Source organism: Shinella sumterensis (assembly GCF_004514425.2).
GTDB lineage: Bacteria > Pseudomonadota > Alphaproteobacteria > Rhizobiales > Rhizobiaceae > Shinella > Shinella sumterensis.
Genome location: NZ_MYFN02000008.1, coordinates 21602 through 38697, shown reverse-complemented (window position 1 = coordinate 38697; position 17096 = coordinate 21602). Strand labels below are relative to the sequence as shown.

The window sequence follows — 17096 nt, the reverse complement described above, 5'->3', positions numbered from 1 at the left end:
CTGACGGCGTTTCTAACAAAGGGATTATCGCAATGGGCAGCACGAGCGACAAGATCAAGGGTACGGCAAACGAGCTGACCGGCAAGGCCAAGAAGGCCGCCGGCAAGGCCACGGACAATCCGAAGCTGCGCGCCGAAGGTGCCGCCCAGGAAGGCAAGGGCAAGGCCCAGAAGACCGTGGGCAAGGCCAAGGACGCCGTCAAGGGCGCGGTCGACCGCATGTAATCCGACGGGATGGCTGAGCCATTCCGCCATCGAATGAATGTATGCCCGTGCCGGCTTCCCGGCGCGGGCATTCTGTAGAACCCGTTCTCCGGTATCGCCATGAAGCTCTTTACCTGCGCCACCTGCGGCCAGACGATTTATTTCGACAACCGGTTTTGTGTGCGCTGCGGCTCCGCACTCGGCTTCCTGGCAGAAGATGTGGCGCTCCATGCGCTGCTCCCGGCCGGAGAGGGTGTGTGGAACATAGCAGGGCGGGGCGGTGCCTTCCGCTTCTGCGACAACGCGGTTCATGACGTTTGCAACTGGCTTGTGCCGGCGGATGGCTCGCATGCCTTCTGCGAAGCCTGCCGCCATAACCGCATCGTGCCCACTACCGATCCGCAGGGATTGGAACGCTGGCGGCGTATCGGCGCAGCGCAGCGTCATCTGTTCTATTCCATCCTGCGCTGGAACCTGCCGCGCCCGACGCGCGAAGACGACCCCGCCGGCGGCCTCGTCTTTGATTTCCTGGCCGATGAACTGGATGCGAATGGCAATGTGGTGAACGCGGCGATGACCGGCCATGAGGACGGCCTGATCAGCCTGCGGGCGGCGGAAGCAGACGATGCGGTGCGCGAAAGCGTACGCGTTTCGATGGGCGAACCCTACCGCTCCCTGCTTGGCCATTTCCGTCACGAGATCGGTCATTTCTACTGGACGCAGCTCGTGCGCGACGATGCCCTGCTGGCAGAAGCGCGCCGCCTGTTCGGCGACGAGCGCGAGGACTATGCCGCCGCCCTCCGGCGCAATTATACGCAAGGCCCGCCGGCCGACTGGCAGCAGCGCTTCATCAGCACCTATGCCGCCGCGCATCCCGCCGAGGATTTCGCGGAATGCTGGGCGCATTTCTTCCATATCGTCGATACGCTGGAGACGGCCCGCAGCTTCGGCCTCAACACCGATCCGAAGGGTCACGAGGAGCTTGAGGCCGAAGTGACCTTCGACCCCTACCGCGCCGCCAATGCCGGCCGCCTCGTCGAATCCTGGATCCCGCTCAGCGTCGCGCTGAACGCCATCCAGCGCTCGGTGGGACAGCCCGACAGCTATCCCTTCGTGCTGCCCCCGCCTGTTGTCGACAAGCTGGATTTCATCAACGGGCTGGTGAGAGGGGTTAGCCAGTAGGAATTAGGCAACAGGGGGAGAAACTGCCTACTGCCTAGTTCCTATTACGCCCGCTTCATCAGCGGAAAGCGCTCCTTGAGCAGCCGCTGGACGGAATCGTAGCCGATCGGCGGGCCGAAGAGATAGCTCTGGCCGAACTCGCAACCCATATTGCCAAGCTCGATGGCATCCTCTTCGGACTCGATGCCTTCCGCAACAACCTGCATTTCCAGCTCGCGCGCCATCGAGATGACGGAGCGCAGCAGCACGGTGCGCTTGTCCGAGCCGTCGCGCACCAGCGCCTTGTCGATCTTGATCGTGTCGAAGGGGAAGCGGGTCAGGTAGGACAGGGACGAATGGCCGGTTCCGAAATCGTCCAGCGCCAGGCCAAGGCCGAGGTCGCGCAGCTTGTTGAGGATCAGCCGCGCCTGTTCCGGATTTTCCATCACGACGGATTCGGTGAGCTCCAGCTTGATCTTCTCGGGCTCGCAGCGCGTGCGGGCGAGCGCGGCGCGCACATCGTTGTAAAGCTCGTTGTTAAGAAGCTGCGAACTGGAGAGATTGACGGAAACGAAGATCGGCAGCTCGCCGGTGTGCAGCTGCCAGTCCATGAGGTCGCTCGCCGCCTTGTCGAAGGCGAAGAGGCCGAGCTGGCCGATGAGGTCCGACGCCTCGGCGATAGGAATGAACTCCGCCGGCGAAATATTGCCGCGCTTGGGATGATCCCAGCGCATCAGCGCCTCGAAGCCGGCGATCTCCGCATCCTTGAGGCGGACGATCGGCTGGTAGACGAGGGACAATTCCTTGCGCTCGATGGCGCGGCGCAGATCCGTTTCGATCTGCAGGCGGTCCGCGCCGAAGGTGCGGAAGGCGGGGCGGAACGGCTCGACGCGGTTGCCGCCGGCCTTCTTGGCCCGGTACATGGCAAGCTCGGCATCGTTGAGCAGGCCCGCCGCATCCTCCTGCTGGTCGACCCAGGACACAAGGCCGATGGATGCCGTCAGGATGATTTCACGGCCGCCGAAATTGATCGGCACCATGATCGCCTTGCTCACCGCATCCGCGAAATCGGCCACCTTGGCGGGATCGCGCTCCGACATCAGGATCAGGCCGAACTGGTCGCCGGAGAGGCGCGCCAGCGTGTCCTGCGGCCGCAGCAGGCGGCGCAGGCGCCGGGTCAGCGCGATCAGGATATTGTCGCCGGCGGCGATGCCGAGCGCATCGTTGACCTGCTTGTAGCGGTCGATGTCGATGGTCATCACCGTGGGGCGCACCGTATCCGAGCTTGCCGTCAGCGACAGCATGGCCTGCAGGCGGTCGAGGAAGACCTGCCGGTTCGGCAGGCCCGTGAGGTTGTCGTGCAGCGCGTCCTGCAGCAGCCGGTCCACGGAGTTGCGCTGCTCGGTGATGTCGATGATCGTGCCCACGCAGCGGATGATCTCGCCGTTGGCGCCCAGCACCGGCCGGGCGCGGATCGACAGCCAGTGGTAATGGCCGTCCTCGGCGCGCACGCGGAACTGATGGTTGAGCCGGCCCCGGCGATGTTCGAGCAGCACGTCGAGCGTGGCGCGGAAGCGGTCGCGGTCATCGGGATGCAGGCGCGGCAGCCAGTTGCGGGCGGGGCCGTGCATGACGCCGGGCGCAAGGCCGAGCTGGATGGAGATGTCGGGAATGGTCACGACGCGGTCGCGGGCCACGTCCCAGTCCCAGACCGTATCGCCCGAGCCCGTCAGCGCCAGCGACTGGCGCTCGAGATCGGAGAACAGGCCCTGGCTGTAGGCGCCGCCGGCAAAGGCGTGCTGCATCACCGTGAAGCCAATGAGCAGCACGATGAGAACGAGCCCGCCGCCCAGCGCCGGCTGGATGATATCGTTGTTGAGCTGGCCGGTGACGGTGAGCCATGCGCCGAACAGCCAGACGAGGATCAGCGCCCAGGCCGGCACGAGCAGGATGGCGCGGTCGTAGCGGTTGAAGCCGAGATAGGCGATGAGCACGATGCCCACCGTTCCCGTCAGCGCGAAGGAGAGGCGCGCAATGCCGGCGGCGATCGGCGGATCGTAGATCGCCACGCCGAACAACAGGCCAAGACCCAGGATCCAGGCGAGCGTCGCGTAGGAAAGATGCGCATGCCAGCGGTTGAGGTTCAGATAGGTGAAGAGGAAGACGACGAGGCCCGCGGCAAGGAACACCTCCGTTCCCGCGCGCCATATGCGCTCGTCACCGGCGGTGATGCTGATGAGCTTGGACAGGAAACCGAAATCCACGCAGATATAGCCGAGCACCGCCCAGGCCAGCGCCGCCGTTGCCGGCAGCATGGACGTGCCCTTCACCACGAACAGGATCGTCAGGAAGACGGCGAGGAGGCCCGCAATGCCGAGCACGATGCCGCGATACAGCGTAAACGCATTGACCGTGTCCTTGTAGGCGTCCGGCGCCCAGAGATAGATCTGCGGCAGGTCGGGCGTGGCGAGTTCGGCCACGAAGGTCACCACGGACCCGGGGTCGAGCGTGATGCGGAAGACGTCCGCCTCGTCGCTCGGCTGGCGATCCAGCGCGAAGCCCTGGCTCGGCGTGATCGAGATGATGCGCTTGGCGCCGAGATCGGGCCAGAACAGCTTGGATTGCACGAGGCGGAAATGCGGGGCGACGATCAGGCGGTCGATCTGTTCGTCGGAAACGTTGGCGAGCGCGAAGACGGCCCAGTCGCCCTGGTGCGTATCGGAGGTCGCGCGCACCTCGATGCGGCGCACGATGCCGTCGGTGCCGGGCGCGGTGGAAACCTGGAAGGCCTCGCCCCGGCCCGTATAGATCTCCGTCGTGGCGGTCAGGTCGAGGGCGGTATCGTCACGCGAGATCCGCACGGGCTCGACGGCAAACGCCTGCCCGGCGAGCGAGGCGAACAGCACCATCGCCGCCAGCAGGATGAAGTATGAGGACCGGCTGGCACGCAGCGCGCGCGGCACGATTGAAGACGTCATTGAAAGCGCATTGTCCTTCGGTACTTGCCCAGTCCCGTCGCGCCCGGTGTCGCTCAGGGCCGCCTGTCGGCAGCCAGGAGCGAGAACATCACATGGTCGCGCCACTGCCCGTTTATCTTTAGATACTCCCGAAGGTAGCCTTCCCGCTGAAAGCCGGCCTTTTCAAGGAGGCGAATGCTTCTCGTATTGTCTGGAATACAGGCTGCCTCGATACGGTGCAACTGAAGGCTCGAAAAGATATAGGGAATGGTGAGCTTGAGCGCGCCGAACATGTGACCCTTGCCGGCATGGCGCGCGCCCATCCAGTAGCCGATCATGCAGCACTGCGCCGCCCCGCGCCTGATATAGCCGACGGTCAGCCCGCCCAGCAGGGCATTGTCCTCGCGCGAAAAGACGAACAGCGGAACGGCCTGGCCGGAGGAAAATTCCTGTTCATTGCGGATGACGCGGGCACGAAAGGCGCTCTCGGTCAGGTCGTCGCCGCGCCATGTCGGCTCCCACGGCTCGAGGAACGCGCGGCTCTCGGAGCGCAGCGCATACCATTGCCGATAATCATGGAAGCGGGGAAGGCGAAGAAGGTAGCCGTCGCCGGCAAGTTCGACCGTATCGGACTGCCGGGACAGAAACCGAAAAACCGACCTCGTCATGCAGCCCTCCGCACGCGCCGGCTGGTGGCGCGCATTCGTCCGAGATTATGACGACAGCGTTACCGGCGTCAAATCCTGTTGGGAGACGATCGGCTGGGAGACGGCCGGATTTGCCTTGCTATGCAAGATTCGCATGCCTGCGCTGAAAGCATGTGCATTTTAAGTAGGCACGGGAAAGGCTATATTTTCATCAACACAAAGGAGAGATGAACATGAACCTTTTCGCAAAGCTCAAGAAGAATGTTGCAGACCGCCGCGCCATCCGCGAACTCGGCGCTCTCGACGACCGCACCCTGCAGGACCTCGGCCTGACGCGCTCGAACATCCGCGCTGCCGTCAAGGGCGCAAGCGACATCATCTGATGCGGATCGCGGCACGCGCCGCATCCCGTCGGACCGCCGGAACGCACCTCCAGGTTCCGGCCCATAACCCGCCCGCAAGGCGGGTTTTGTCGTTTTGGGCTCCCGCCGGCATTAAGCTATCGACGCCTTTCAGCGCCGCTGCTATCACCGGTCGCGTTGAGATCGCAAAAGAGGCGCCGTGAAAAACATCTTGTTCGTCTGTAGCCAGAACAGGCTGCGCAGCCCGACCGCCGAACAGGTTTTCGCGGACTGGCCGGGCATCGAGACGTCTTCGGCCGGCACGAACAATGACGCGGAAAATCCGCTCTCCGCGGAACTGATAGAATGGGCGGACATCGTTTTCGTGATGGAAAAGGTCCACCGCAGCAAAGTGCAGACGCGATACCGCTCGGCCCTACGGGGCAAACGGGTGATCTGCCTTGATATTCCCGACAACTACACGTTCATGGACCCGGCACTTGTGGCGCTGCTGAAGGTCAAGGTGCCGCCGCATCTTTGAGCAGGCAGGCGGCCGGAACCCGGCCGTCCTGTTGCGTCGTCTGCCGGGACGAGGTGTTCCAGCGGGCCGATGGCCGCTCAGCCGCCCGGCTTGTCGAGCACGAAATAAGCGTAGCGCTCGTCGTCGATGAGGTCGTCCTTGGGACGAAGCGAAATCGACACCGGCGTGAAGCCGGCGCGTTCGGCCCTCTGCCAGAAATCGTCGATGCAATAGGTCGTCATGTTGGCGAGGTTCCGGCGGTAGCCCCATTGGCGGGACTTCGTCTTTCGGTCGGCCGTTTCGTATTTGATCTGGATGATCGCGGTTCCGCCGGGCCGCAGCACCCGGTTGGCGATGTCGAGGATGCGCTGACCATGCTCCTGCGAGGGGAGCAGCTCGAAAACATAGGTGCAGAGAAAAACGTCCGCCGTGCCCGCCAAGGCGCCGGCCGCAGCCTCGGGATTGGAGACATCGGTCAGCACGGGCTGAAAGCTCTCCTGGCCCATGCTGCGCAGCACGATCCCGCATTCGTCCAGCGTGGCCTGCGAGATATCCACCCCGACGAAACTGTCTGTCACGGGCGCGAAATGCACCGCATTCGCGCCGCCGCCACACCCCCATTCGACGACACGCCCGACCGGCAGGCTGCGCCTGCGGAGCGTCAGGTGGTCGAGCATGAGCTTGAGATGCGGTTTTCCGAGTTCCAGCCAGACGCGCTCCGGCACACCTTGGTCGCCTTTCCAGTGGGAGTTGGAGTGGAAAGCCCGCTGGTTCACGTCGCTCCAGTATTTCTGGGCCTCGCGTGCACGGCTGCGCTCCGATTGCTGCACCGGCATGTGTTCGAGCAATGTATAGCCGGCGTATCGAAGCAGGTTTCTGGCGACTGCTCTCATCGACGTCTCCCCGTCGGGCGCGACAGACCCGGTTCGGGTACCATCGCTGCGATCGACGGGAAAGAACATCCACCGAAAGGAGGAGTGTCCGGTGGCTTTACGGCGTATGCGCGGTCTTCGAAGGGCCGCTCAACTTGCGACCCGGTCGGGCACGCTGCCGCGCGCCAGCGAGCGTGTGATGTCGGCGGCCGGGACGAGGTGTTCCAGCGGGCCGATGGCCGAGATGGTCGGCACGGTGTCGAAGAACAGGCGTCCGGCGAGATCCGTCAGGCGTTCGATGGTGATGCCTTGCAGGCGTTCCATCAGTTCCTCGTTGGGGATCGGGCGGCCGTAGAGCATCATCTGGCGGGCGATCTGGCCGGCACGGGCGGCCGGGCTTTCCTGACCCATCAGCAGCTGGGCGCGGATCTGCGCGCGGGCGCGCTCGATTTCCTGCTGGTGGATGCTGTCGGAGGACTTCTTCAGCTCGTCGAAGATGACGGGCATCAGCTCGGGCAGGTTCTCGCCGCCCGTCGCGGCATGGATGCCGAAGATGCCGGTGTCCGAAAAGCCCCAGTGGAAGGCATAGATCGAGTAACAGAGGCCGCGATGCTCGCGCACTTCCTGGAAGAGGCGCGAGGACATGCCGCCGCCGAGGATGTTGGCGAGGATCTGCGAGCAGTAGAAGTCGCGCGCATGATAGGCCTTGCCCTCGAAGCCGAGCAGCACCTGGGCGTCCATCAGGTCGCGCGTCTCGCGAATGTCGCCGCCGGTATAGCGGGCGGGTTCGAAGACCGGCGAGATTTTCGGCGCCGTCGGAAGGCTGGAAAAACGCTCCTCGACCTGGCGCACGAATTCGTCGTGCTTCACGGCACCTGCCGCCACGACGAACATGCGGTCCGTCGTATAGTTGCGGTCGAGATAGCTGCGGATCTCGCCGGGCGTGAAGGAGAGCACGGTCTCCGGCGTGCCGAGAATGGCGCGGCCGATGATCTGGTCGCGATAGGCGACCTCGGAGAACTTGTCGAAGACCACGTCGTCGGGCGTGTCGTTCGCCGCGCCGATTTCCTGCAGGATGACGTGCTTTTCGCGGCGCAGCTCTTCCTCGTCGAAGACGGATTCCGTCAGGATATCGGCGAGAATGTCGACCGCGAGCGGAACATGGTCCTTGAGCACGCGGGCATAGTAGGAGGTCGTCTCGGTCGAGGTGGCGGCGTTGACCTCGCCGCCGACATTCTCGATCTCCTCGGCGATCTGGCGGGCGGAGCGGCGCTCCGTGCCTTTGAAAGCCATGTGTTCCAGGAGGTGGGCGATGCCGTGCTCGTCCGTGGTTTCGTTGCGTGATCCGGATTTGATCCACACGCCGAGAGCGACGCTCTCGAGATGGGGCATGGCTTCCGTCACCACGGTCAACCCGGATGTAAGCCGGGTGCACTCAACTCTCATCATGCGCACTTTCTGCGTTCAGTCCCGCGCCCGCGTGTGTTTGCCGATGAAGTCTTCCACCGCATCGAGCTCAGCACCGAGCACGTCGAACCGCTCTTCCCTTTGCATCAGGTCAGCAAGCCACGACGGAAGCGCCGGGTCAATACCACTCGCGGATTTTACTGCGGCGGGGAATTTCGCCGGATGCGCGGTGGCGAGCGTCACCATCGGCGAACCGGGCTTTTCATGCTTGGCGGCAACGAACACGCCGATCGCCGAATGAGGATCGAGCAGATAGCCGGTCTCGGCGAGCGTGGTCTTGATGGTCCTGGCGACCTCCTTCTCGGTGGCGCGGCCGGCACGGAACTTCTTGCGGATCGTCTTCAGCGCCTTGTCCTCGATCTCGAAGGCGTTGGACTGTTTGAGGCTTTCCATGGCGCGGCGCACCGCCCCCGCATCGCGATCGAGGGCTTCGAACAGCAGGCGTTCGAAGTTGGAGGAAATCTGGATGTCCATGGAAGGCGACGTGGTGGCCTTCACACCCTTGATCTCGTAGCGGCCCGTCTTCAGCGTGCGGGCGAGAATGTCGTTCTCGTTGGTGGCGATGACCAGCTTGTCGATCGGCAGCCCCATGCGCTTTGCGGCATAGCCGGCGAAGATGTCGCCGAAATTGCCGGTCGGCACGGTAAACGAGATCTTCCGGTCCGGCCCGCCCAGCGCGACGGCGGTCGTGAAGTAATAGACGATCTGGGCCATGATGCGCGCCCAGTTGATCGAGTTGACGCCGGACAATTTCACGCTGTCGCGGAACTTGCCGTCGTTGAACATCGCCTTCACGAGGTTCTGGCAATCGTCGAAATTGCCCTTGATCGCCAGCGCGTGGACGTTCTTTTCCGTGGAGGTCGTCATCTGGCGCTGCTGCACCGGCGAGACCTTGCCTTCCGGGAAGAGGATGAAGATGTCGGTGCGCTCGCGGCCGGCAAAGGCATCGATGGCCGCGCCGCCGGTATCGCCCGATGTCGCGCCGACGATGGTGGCGCGCTCGCCGCGGACGGCCAGCGCATGGTCCATCAGCCGCGCCAGCAGCTGCATGGCCACATCCTTGAAGGCGAGCGTCGTGCCGTGGAAGAGCTCCAGCACGAAGGAATTCGGGCCTGTCTGGACGACCGGTGCGATCGCCGGATGGCGGAACGTGGCATAGGCCTCGTCGATCATCGCGCGGAACTTGTCGGCGGGGATATCGCCTTTCACGAAGGGCGAAAGCACGGTGAAGGCGATGTCCTGGTAGGACTTGCCGCGCAGCGCGCGGATGTCCTTCTTCGAGAAGGTCGGCCATTCGCGCGGCACATAGAGGCCGCCGTCACGGGCAAGGCCCGCCAGGAGCGCATCGGAGAAACCGAGGGAAGGGGCCTCGCCCCGCGTCGAAACATAGTCCACGTTCACACGTCCTTGGAATGGTTGGGCTGCGGGGCTTTGCCTGCGGCCGTTCGTGACGATGCCGTTCTGTCCGGCCCGCCGATGGCGGACCGTTCGAAATTCTGCGGGCGATTTCATTCGACAATCGATTTTTCCCCACGCCGCTGCTATAGACCATCGCCTGGGGTCGTGAAAAGGCCCGTAAAACGAGTTCGGAAAGGCTTGGACGCCGGAGGCGGGGCCTGATCGCAGGGGTAGACGTAACGTGTTTGGAATGACAATCCGCCGCTTTCTCGGCATCACCCTTCTCGCCACCGTCGCCGGTTGCAGCCAGTCCGACAAGCCTGTCAATCTCGGCGTGACCAGCGATCCCTCGGGCGTCGAGGCTGCAACGCAGCAGCAGACGCAGGTCGCCGTCATCCAGGGGTCGTGCCCGCAGGTCTACCTGCAGGATGGCACGGCCGTGCTCCAGCGTTACGCCAGGGGCGCCAAGGATGATCCGCAGAACCTCGCCTACCAGGTGACGCTTGCCGACACGACGCGCCAGTGCACGATCAATTCCAGCCAGCTCACGATCACCGTGATGGTGCAGGGCCGCGTCGTCGTTGGCCCGGCCGGCGCCTCGGGCACCGTGAACGTGCCGATCCGCGTCTCGGTGCTCGATGGCACCAACACGCTCTACTCCCAGCTGGTGCAGTACCCGGTCGCCATCCCGGCCGATGGCTCGGCGGGCCAGTTCGTCTTCAAACAGGACAATATCGCCGTTCCCGGCGGCTCCGGCGGCTTCACGAAGGTCTATGTCGGCTTCGAGGACGGTCCGGCGAAGAAGCGCAAGTAAGCGCCTTCCAGACAGAAAAGGCCGCGGTCGATCAGGACCGCGGCCTTTTTGTTTCCGGCAATCCGTACCGTCAGATCGCCTCGCTCCATTCGGCCAGTGCGGCGATGACGCCCGGCAGCTCCGTCATGCGGGAAATGACGGTTTCCGCGCCGGCTTCCGTCAGGCGGTCGGCATGGGAGGGATAGGTGTGCGAGGCGCCGGTGAAGCCGACGACGCGCATGCCGGCGGCGCGGGCGCCCGTAATGCCATGCACGGAATCCTCGACGACCAGCGTGCGCGCCGGATCGGCGCCGAACTGCTTGGCGCCATGCAGGAAGATATCAGGCTTCGGCTTCACCCGGTCCGGCCCGAGGTCCTTCGCCGAGTAGATGTAGGGGCCGAAGACCGGCTTGAGGCCGACCTTCGTCAGCATCATGTCGAGCCGGTGCGAGGAGGAGTTGGAGCAGATGCAATAGGGCTTGCGGATGCGCGACAGCATCTGCTTCACGCCGTCGATCACCTTCACCTCGGCTGCCAGGCGTGCATCGAGCAGCTTTTCCGACTTGTCGAGCAGCGATGCGGAAAGCGGGATGGCGGCCTCGCGCTCGATGGCGAGCAGGATATTCTGCCAGGTCATGCCGGCAAAACGCTCGCCCATCTCTTCCACGCTGATCGGATAACCGGCCTCCGTCAGCAGCCGGGATTCCACTTCCGCGGCGATGATTTCCGAATCGACCAGGACGCCGTCGCAGTCGAAGATGATGAGGTCGAAACCTTCCATGATGGGCTGTCTTTCAAACTGTCGGCGCCGGCAGGCGCATCACGCCTTGCTTGCCGAAACCGGGAAAAGATCGGAGGGGGCGGGCAGGCCCGCACAGCTGCGGCATCCGTACACCAAAGGGTGGCCCGGGACAATTGCGGAGTGGTGGAAGGAGCTATGCGCAGCTGTCTGCCGCGCTTCAGCCCTGCAAGATCACGGAAACAGCGCCATGAACTTGCGTTCGCCATCGCCGGTGAAGCGGACCGCGCGGCTGTCCTTTTCGCGTTTTGCCCAGCCGTCGGCGATGAAGCGGGCGAGCAGCGCCTCGCCCAGCGATCCCGCCAGATGCGAGCGCCGCTCGCTCCAGTCGAGGCAGGTGCGGCAGACCGGGCGGCGCTGCGCCTTCAGCGCGGGCAGGTCGATGCCGAGCGCGGCCATGCGCGTCTCGCCCGCCGGCGTCAGCGCGGCGTCGTCGCCATCAAGTGTGACATCGCCGTCGGCCACCAGCCGGTCGAGCAGGCGCACGCCGTAGTCGCCGGCGAGATGGTTGTAGCAGACGCGTGCCTTGCGCAGTGCCGGATCCCTAGGGCCGGCACGGGCGCGCAGATGGCCGCGGTTGGCCGCAAATCCCATGATGCTTTCGAGCAGCCGTCCGGCCTGGTCGTCGGCTAGCGCGAAATAGCGGTGGCGGCCCTGCTTGCGCTGCGCGAGCAGTCCGCCGGCCTCCAGCTTGGCCAGATGGGCGCTTGCCGTTTGCAGCGTGACGCCCGCCGCACCGGCAGGCTTGTCCTCGGCGACCGCGCAGTCGCCGGCGAGCCGCTCCATTGAATGTCCCTAAATAACGCGAGAAATCCCGTCTCGACGCGGTTTCGGCTTTTTCTTCAGGGCCTTCAGCCTTTGGTAACCATCTTCGGTAACCATAAGCCCATCAAGTTCAGTTCCCAGTAAGCGTATCAGCGAGTATCAAATGCCATCTGTTCTTTCGCTTGCCGACGTCTCCCGTTCGCCCCGCAAGAGCGTGTGGCTCGACACCATCATCAAGGGAGACTGCGTCGCCGCGCTCGAGGCGCTGCCCGACCAGTCCGTCGATGTCATCTTCGCCGATCCGCCGTACAATCTCCAGCTCGGCGGCATGCTGACCCGGCCCGACCAGTCGCAGGTCGATGCGGTCGACGACGAATGGGACCAGTTCGCCTCCTTCGGCGCCTACGATGCCTTCACCCGCGCCTGGCTGCTGGCCTGCCGCCGCGTGCTCAAGCCCTCCGGCACCATCTGGGTCATCGGCTCCTACCACAACATTTTCCGCGTCGGCGCCACCTTGCAGGACCTCAACTTCTGGATCCTCAACGACATTGTTTGGCGTAAGACCAACCCGATGCCGAACTTCAAGGGCCGCCGCTTCCAGAACGCGCATGAGACGATGATCTGGGCCACCCGCGACCCCAAGGCCAAGGGTTACACGTTCAACTACGATGCCATGAAGGCCGCCAATGACGATGTGCAGATGCGCTCGGACTGGCTGTTCCCGATCTGCAGCGGCGGCGAGCGCCTGAAGGGCGAGGACGGCAAGAAGGTGCATCCGACGCAAAAGCCGGAAGCGCTGCTTGCCCGTATCCTGATGGCCTCCTCCAAGCCTGGCGACGTGGTGCTCGATCCGTTCTTCGGTTCCGGCACGACGGGTGCCGTCGCCAAGCGCCTCGGCCGCCACTTCGTCGGCATCGAGCGCGAGCAGGCCTATATCGATGCCGCCCGCGAGCGCATCGAGGCCGTCGAACCGCTCGGCAGCGGCACGCTTTCCGTCATGACCGGCAAGAAGGCCGAACCGCGCGTCGCCTTCAACACGCTGATTGAAAGCGGCCTGATCGCACCCGGCACCGTGCTGACCGATGCCCGTCGCCGCCACAGTGCCATCGTGCGCGCCGATGGCACGCTCGTGGCAGGCAACGACGCCGGCTCCATCCACCGCGTCGGCGCCAGGGTGCAGGGCTTCGACGCCTGCAACGGCTGGACCTTCTGGCACTATGCGGAAGGTGCGGAGCTGAAGCCGATCGACGATCTGCGCGCCATCGTACGCGCACGGATGGCCGGCCTCGAATAGGCCTGTCCAGGACTGAAAGACCGTTTCTCCAGCTGCGGCCTCCGGTGTTCCCTGCACCGGGGGCTGTGGCTTTCAAGGGACGGAAATCTTTTGTGTTTCGGCCTTGCGCGATTCAGACGATGTTAACCAACGCGCGCTTACTTTGAAGCCGACAAGGACATCAGGCCAAGCGGCGGAAATCGTTGCGAAAGCCACGGCCGAACAACCGGCCAGGCAGGCCGGATATCGCTTTTCCGGTTTTTGTACCTTCAGTCCCGGAAATGCGAAAACGCCCGGAGCTCCAAAGGCTCCGGGCGTTTCGGTTTCAGGCGCACTCTTTAAATTAAAGAGCGATGCCGTGGGCGGCGAGGTCCGCCTTCAGCTTTTCCGGATCGGTGAACAGCACGGCGTGCCAGCCGGCCAGGCGCGCGCCCTCCACATTGGCCGGCGCATCGTCGATGAACAGCGTGTGGGCCGGCGACAGGCCGAAATCGCGGCTGTGCTTCTCGTAGATGGCGATGTCGGGCTTGATGAGGCCGATCTCGCCGGACACCGTGACGCCGCGCGGCATGTCGAGGAAGGGGAAGAGCTTGCGCGCCTCCTTGAACGTATCGGCCGCGAAATTGGTCAGCATCGTCACGTCGCGGCCCTCCTGGATCAGGGCCTCCATGATCGCCACGCTTTCCACATAGGCATGCGAGACCATCTCGTGCCAGTGTTTGCGGAAGGCGCGGATGTGCTCGATGCGATCGGGATGCGCCTCGATCAGCAGGGCCTCGGCGTCCGCCCATGCCCGGCCGCGATCCTGTTCCAGGTTCCAGTCGTGCGTGCAGACATTGCTGAAGAACCAGTTGCGCTCGGCATCATCAGGGATGAGGCGGGCGAAGGGAATATGCGGATCGTAGTGAATCAGCACCCTGCCGATGTCGAAGACGATATGTCGGATTTCGATGCTGCTCATGCTTTCCTCGCCGTTTCGAATGCGTCGGGTATCGCTTGTTTTATGGCCTTCTTCATGACGGTCGGCAGGGCCTCGCCGTCGAGTGTCTCCCTGGGCTGCCACCATCCTTCGCCGGCCGCGGCATCACGCGATGCCTTCGAACGATAGACGGTCAGCCGCAGCTCGAAATGCGTGAAGACGTGCACGACCGTGCCGCAGGCCTGCCATGCAGCCGCAAACGGGGCCGCCCCGGTGCCGGTGTCGCCATCGATGCGCGCCGTCCATTGGCTGCCGGGCACCTCCGTCATGCCGCCGAGCAGGCCGCTTTCCACCCGCTTGCGCAGGAAGATAGCGCCCGTTTCGTCTTCCGCCACAAAGGCGGCACCCAGTCGCACCGGCTTTTCCTTCTTGGCGGCCTTGCGCGGATAGAGTTCCGGATCGTCCTGCCCGAGCACCCGGCATTGCGCGTTGAAGGGACAGAGCGCGCAGGCCGGGCGGCGCGGCGTGCAGATCGTGGCGCCGAGGTCCATCATGCCCTGGGCGAAATCGCCGGGCCGGTCCTGCGGCGTCATCGCGGCGACCAGCGCCCGCATTTCCGGCTTGGCGGCGGGCAGGGGCGTTTCGATGGCATGGAGGCGGGAAATGACGCGCTCGACATTGCCGTCGAGCACGGCGCTGTGGCGGTTGAAGGCGATGGCGGCGATCGCGGCGGCTGTATAGTCGCCGATCCCGGGCAGGGCCTTCAACCCTTCCGCCGTATCGGGAAACACCCCGCCATGCCCGAAGGCGACGGCCTCGGCGCATTTCTTGAGGTTGCGCGCGCGGGCGTAGTAGCCGAGCCCGGCCCAGGACTTCATCACGTCCTCATTGTCGGCCTTCGCGAGATCCGTGACCGTCGGCCAGCGCGACGTGAAGAGGGCGAAATAGGATTTCACCGCCTGGACGGTCGTCTGCTGCAGCATGACCTCGGAGAGCCAGACGCGGTAGGGATCGGCCGTCTCGCCGCGCGCCGCCATCGGCGGGCTCACCCGCCAGGGCAGGTCGCGATGGTGCCGGTCGTACCAGGCGAGAAGCAGGTCGGCGAGCGCCGTCGTTCGGTGAGGCTTGGTCATGATCGGCCTGAACGGGGTCGGATCGCCCCTCATTGTATCGCTGAATCGGCGCAAAACCCTGCACACTTTTGCTGGAATTGCTCTATAACTGGCGGAGTGGTCCGCGCTCTTCAAGGTGCTTCGCGGGCATGGCAGGAATATTTTCCCGCAAGGGGTAAACCGTGAACAACAAGGCGTCAAGACGCGGCATCGTGCAGATCAGCGAAGTCGCCAACGGTCTCATCGACCCGGTGCTGGCCAAGCGTGCCGGCATCAACACGATGCTTCTGGGCTCGTGGGACGAGATTGCCGGAACGCAGTTTTCCGACTGCACGCGGCCTGAACGCATTTCCTGGCCGCGCCGGGCCTCGGAAATGGCGGGCGAGGGCGGCGGCCATCAGCCGGGCGTGCTGACCATTGCCTGCGAGGGCGCCCGCGCGCTCTTCCTCAGCCACCAGCAGGGCGAGATCATCCAGCGCATCAACGGCTTCTTCGGCTTCCCGGCGATCAATCAGGTCCGGATCGTCCAGAAGCCGGTCAGCCAGCAGTCGCGCCACCGCGCAAGGCCGCGCCCGCTGACCGGCGAGGCCGCCCGCCATCTTGACGGCCTCGTCGAGGGCATCGAGGGCGATGCCCTGAAGGCGGCTCTGAAGCGGCTCGGCACGGCGGTGCTCGGCCGGCGTCGCTAAAGCATTTCCAGCCGAAGCGGAATCGCTTCGGCGTTGGACGATGCGGGAAGAAAAAATGATAGGGCATGCCCGGTGAGCCTGTGTTCGCCGGACGTGCCCGAGAACCATCGAACGGTCACAATTCTTTGAAGTTACTGGCCTCCACGCAGCTTGTTCGCGCCCCAAAGCAGGTATATCGGGAGTGCGAAGAGCAATTCTTGCGAAAAGACTTGAACCGTCTTTCCTCAAGAATTGCGTCCGTCCCAAGAATTTCCATCCCACAGGAGAGACCATGTCCCTTTCCGAAATGAGCCTGATGAAGCGCCTTCTCACCGGCGTTGCCGTAGCAGGGCTTGCCGTGACGCTCGCCGCCTGCTCCGACGAAAAGAAGGAACAGGCCGCGCAGGATCCGGCGGCCACGCAGTCGACATCGACTGAAACCACGGGCTCGACGACCTCGGCCGCCACGACCGGAACGACGGAGGTCGCCCAGGCCGACACGGCGACGGCCGCGCCCGCGGAACTGCCGACCGCCGAGGGCGATGTCGACATGGCCGAAGTGCTGAAGCCCGGCGCCCTGCCGGACATGGCGCTCGGCGAAGCCAACGCGCCGGTGACGATCGTCGAATACATGTCGACGACCTGCCCGCATTGCGCCGCCTTCCACAACAATACCTTCGACGCGATCAAGACGAAGTACGTCGATAGCGGCAAGGTCCGTTTCATCGTCCGCGAATTCCCGTTCGATCCGCGCGCCGCCGCAGCCTTCATGCTGGCCCGCTGCAAGCCGCAGAACCCGGCCGAGCTGACGGACGCCGCGCAGTATTTCCCGATGATCTCCATGCTGATGAAGCAGCAGGAAGTCTGGGCCGCCGCGCAGGATGGCCGCGAAGCGCTGCTGCAGATGTCGAAACTCGCCGGTTTTACACAGGAGAGCTTCCAGGCCTGCTTGACGAACCAGAAGCTTCTGGATGATGTGAACGCGGTACGGGAACGCGGTGCCAAGGAATTCGGCGTCGCAGCGACCCCGACCTTCCTGATCAATGGCAAGCGCTATTCGGGAGACATGTCGGTTGGCACCATGTCGGCCCTCATCGACAGCATGCTCTGATCCTTCGACCGGATTGACGGCGGGCGACGGCGGAAGCCGTGCGCCCGCTTTTTATTTTTCGTCGGCATCCGTGGTTCACCCCCCTCTGCC

At 64.2% G+C, this 17096-nt stretch carries 17 protein-coding genes; 8 read left to right on the top strand and 9 right to left on the bottom strand.

What is annotated here, in order from left to right:
• Nucleotides 1–32: 32 nt before the first annotated feature.
• Nucleotides 33–224 carry a CsbD family protein gene (locus tag B5M41_RS15800; protein ID WP_134648866.1) on the top strand — a complete coding sequence of 64 codons (192 nt, stop codon included), beginning with the start codon at nt 33–35 and terminating at the stop codon, nt 222–224.
• A gap of 99 nt (nt 225–323) precedes the next feature.
• Nucleotides 324–1385, top strand: a complete 1062-nt coding sequence (locus tag B5M41_RS15795) for a zinc-binding metallopeptidase family protein (protein ID WP_134648865.1) — start codon at nt 324–326, stop codon at nt 1383–1385.
• A 44-nt stretch (nt 1386–1429) separates the two neighbouring features.
• On the opposite strand, the gene B5M41_RS15790 is transcribed toward B5M41_RS15795, so the two are convergent.
• Complete coding sequence (locus B5M41_RS15790) at nt 1430–4273, bottom strand: EAL domain-containing protein (RefSeq protein ID WP_246665605.1); 2844 nt, start codon at nt 4271–4273, stop codon at nt 1430–1432.
• Between the two features lie 122 nt (nt 4274–4395).
• On the bottom strand, nt 4396–4989 hold the full coding sequence (locus tag B5M41_RS15785; protein ID WP_134648863.1) for a GNAT family N-acetyltransferase: 594 nt from the start codon (nt 4987–4989) through the stop codon (nt 4396–4398).
• A gap of 212 nt (nt 4990–5201) precedes the next feature.
• On the opposite strand from B5M41_RS15785, the gene B5M41_RS15780 reads away from it, so the two are divergent.
• Both B5M41_RS15780 and B5M41_RS15775 read left to right on the top strand, forming a co-directional pair.
• Nucleotides 5202–5351, top strand: coding sequence for a DUF1127 domain-containing protein (locus B5M41_RS15780; protein ID WP_134648862.1), 150 nt, complete (start codon nt 5202–5204; stop codon nt 5349–5351).
• 178 nt (nt 5352–5529) lie between these two features.
• On the top strand, nt 5530–5850 hold the full coding sequence (locus tag B5M41_RS15775) for a low molecular weight protein tyrosine phosphatase family protein (protein ID WP_134648861.1): 321 nt from the start codon (nt 5530–5532) through the stop codon (nt 5848–5850).
• A 77-nt stretch (nt 5851–5927) separates the two neighbouring features.
• Here the strand turns inward: B5M41_RS15775 and B5M41_RS15770 are convergent, their stop codons facing one another.
• From B5M41_RS15770 to thrC, 3 genes are all read right to left on the bottom strand, one after another.
• On the bottom strand, nt 5928–6722 hold the full coding sequence (locus B5M41_RS15770) for a class I SAM-dependent methyltransferase (RefSeq protein WP_167719004.1): 795 nt from the start codon (nt 6720–6722) through the stop codon (nt 5928–5930).
• Between the two features lie 129 nt (nt 6723–6851).
• The gene (locus B5M41_RS15765) at nt 6852–8147 is read right to left on the bottom strand and encodes a M16 family metallopeptidase (RefSeq protein WP_167719026.1); all 1296 of its coding nucleotides are present in this window, start codon (nt 8145–8147) and stop codon (nt 6852–6854) included.
• Nucleotides 8148–8165: 18 nt separating this feature from the next.
• Nucleotides 8166–9563, bottom strand: coding sequence for a threonine synthase (gene thrC / locus B5M41_RS15760; RefSeq protein ID WP_230640121.1), 1398 nt, complete (start codon nt 9561–9563; stop codon nt 8166–8168).
• A gap of 253 nt (nt 9564–9816) precedes the next feature.
• On the opposite strand from thrC, the gene B5M41_RS15755 reads away from it, so the two are divergent.
• Nucleotides 9817–10380, top strand: a complete 564-nt coding sequence (locus B5M41_RS15755) for a hypothetical protein (protein WP_134649029.1) — start codon at nt 9817–9819, stop codon at nt 10378–10380.
• A gap of 70 nt (nt 10381–10450) precedes the next feature.
• Here the strand turns inward: B5M41_RS15755 and B5M41_RS15750 are convergent, their stop codons facing one another.
• Both B5M41_RS15750 and B5M41_RS15745 read right to left on the bottom strand, forming a co-directional pair.
• Nucleotides 10451–11140, bottom strand: a complete 690-nt coding sequence (locus B5M41_RS15750; protein ID WP_134648857.1) for an HAD family hydrolase — start codon at nt 11138–11140, stop codon at nt 10451–10453.
• Nucleotides 11141–11332: 192 nt separating this feature from the next.
• Complete coding sequence (locus B5M41_RS15745; protein ID WP_230640120.1) at nt 11333–11944, bottom strand: ArsR/SmtB family transcription factor; 612 nt, start codon at nt 11942–11944, stop codon at nt 11333–11335.
• 142 nt (nt 11945–12086) lie between these two features.
• Here B5M41_RS15745 and B5M41_RS15740 point away from each other — a divergent pair, with 142 nt between their 5' ends.
• Nucleotides 12087–13217 carry a site-specific DNA-methyltransferase gene (locus B5M41_RS15740; protein WP_134648856.1) on the top strand — a complete coding sequence of 377 codons (1131 nt, stop codon included), beginning with the start codon at nt 12087–12089 and terminating at the stop codon, nt 13215–13217.
• Between the two features lie 322 nt (nt 13218–13539).
• Here B5M41_RS15740 and B5M41_RS15735 read toward each other — a convergent pair whose 3' ends face one another.
• Together B5M41_RS15735 and mutY are read right to left on the bottom strand one after the other, a co-directional pair.
• Nucleotides 13540–14157: an HAD family hydrolase gene (locus B5M41_RS15735; RefSeq protein ID WP_167719001.1), complete on the bottom strand. Its 618-nt coding sequence runs from the start codon at nt 14155–14157 to the stop codon at nt 13540–13542.
• Nucleotides 14154–15248 carry an A/G-specific adenine glycosylase gene (mutY, locus tag B5M41_RS15730; protein ID WP_134648855.1) on the bottom strand — a complete coding sequence of 365 codons (1095 nt, stop codon included), beginning with the start codon at nt 15246–15248 and terminating at the stop codon, nt 14154–14156. The genes B5M41_RS15735 and mutY overlap by 4 nt, the downstream gene beginning before the upstream one ends.
• 161 nt (nt 15249–15409) lie before the next feature.
• Between mutY and B5M41_RS15725 the strand changes: the two genes are divergently transcribed.
• A complete protein-coding gene (locus B5M41_RS15725) occupies nt 15410–15916 on the top strand; it encodes a DUF721 domain-containing protein (RefSeq protein WP_134648854.1) in 507 nt (168 codons plus the stop codon).
• Between the two features lie 271 nt (nt 15917–16187).
• Nucleotides 16188–17006 carry a DsbA family protein gene (locus tag B5M41_RS15720; protein ID WP_134648853.1) on the top strand — a complete coding sequence of 273 codons (819 nt, stop codon included), beginning with the start codon at nt 16188–16190 and terminating at the stop codon, nt 17004–17006.
• Nucleotides 17007–17096 lie beyond the last annotated feature (90 nt).